This is a genomic window from Microbacterium sp. GXF6406, from assembly GCF_054798215.1.
The window spans coordinates 1-1,418 of record NZ_JBSJZH010000053.1; the positions used below are offsets into that span (position 1 = coordinate 1).

At 66.4% G+C, this 1,418-nt stretch carries 1 protein-coding gene; it reads right to left on the minus strand.

The genetic code is table 11. The features are described from left to right. Positions 1–47 precede the first annotated feature (47 nt). Positions 48–1,295, minus strand: coding sequence for an IS256 family transposase (locus ACWAUG_RS13545; protein ID WP_460802828.1), 1,248 nt, complete (start codon positions 1,293–1,295; stop codon positions 48–50). Positions 1,296–1,418 lie beyond the last annotated feature (123 nt).

Genomic DNA, 1,418 nt, shown 5'->3' on the forward strand with positions numbered 1-1,418 from the left:
GGTCAAGTCCCGAGTAGTGGTGTAGCGCTGTCCTTCGGTGTTGATGGTTAGGCGCTGAGTTCGAGGACGGGCTGTTCTGTCACCTCTTTCCCGTTGTCGGTGACGAGGGTGAGGCGGCTCTTGGCGAGGATGTCGAGCCCGAGGTAGCGGCGGCCTTCGGCCCATTCGTCGGTCTGCTCGGCGAGGACCGCGCCGACGAGGCGGATGATCGCGTCGCGGTTGGGGAAGATGCCGACGGAGTCGGTCCGGCGGCGGATCTCGCGGTTCAATCTCTCGTTCGGGTTGTTCGACCAGATCTGCTGCCAGAGCCCTTCGGGGAAGCCCGTGAACGCGAGGATGTCCGCCCGGGCGGTGTCGAGGTGGTCGTGCGCGTCGGGGAGCTTGGCGTCGACGTAGTCCAGCAGCCGGTCGAATTGGGCGTTCACGGCCTCCTTGTCGGGCTGGTCGTAGACGGAGTGCAGCATCGCCTTGACCGCCGGCCACATGTTCTTCGGCGTCACGCTCATGAGGTTGGCGGCGTAGTGGGTGCGGCAGCGCTGCCAGGCTGCTCCGGGTAGGTTCGCGGCGATCGCTTCCACGAGACCCTGGTGCGCGTCGGACGTGACGAGGCGGACCCCGGCCAGGCCGCGGGCGACGAGGTCTGCGAAGAAGCTGTTCCAGGCCGCTCCCGTCTCCGATGTGGCAACGCGCAGGCCGAGGACCTCGCGGCGGCCGTCGGCGTTGACGCCGGTCGCGATCAGGACGACCGCGTTGATGACGCGGCCGCCCTCGCGAACCTTCATGGTGAGGGCATCGGCGGCGACGAAGGTGAACGGGCCTGCATCACCGAGCGGACGGTGCCGGAACTGCTCGACGTGCTCGTCGAGCTCGGCCGCCATCCGCGACACCTGCGACTTCGACAGGCTGTGGATCCCGAGCTGCTTGACGAGTTTGTCCATCCTGCGGGTGCTCACCCCGGCGAGGTAGCAGTCCGCGACGACCGTGATCAACGCGGACTCGGCCCGCTTGCGACGCTCGAGCAGCCAGTCCGGAAAATAGGTCCCCGTGCGGAGCTTCGGGATCGCGACATCGATCGTCCCGACCCGGGTGTCCAGGTCGCGATGCCGGTAACCGTTGCGTTGCGTGACACGGTCCGGGGACGCCTGGCCCCATTCGGCACCGACGACAGCGTCCGCGTCCGCGGACAGCAACGCGTTGATCATCGTCTGCAGCAGGTTGCGCATCAGATCCGGCGACGCGTCGGCCAGGGCTTCGCTGAGCAGGCCAGCAGGGTCGACAATATGAGGAGCGGTCATCGTGATGACTCCATTCGAGTGAGAAGTAGAGAGCTTTCTCGAAGGATCACACGGTGACCGCGTCTACGTCGGGAACGACGTACCGGACCACCGTGCGCTACACCACTATGCGGGACTCAACTC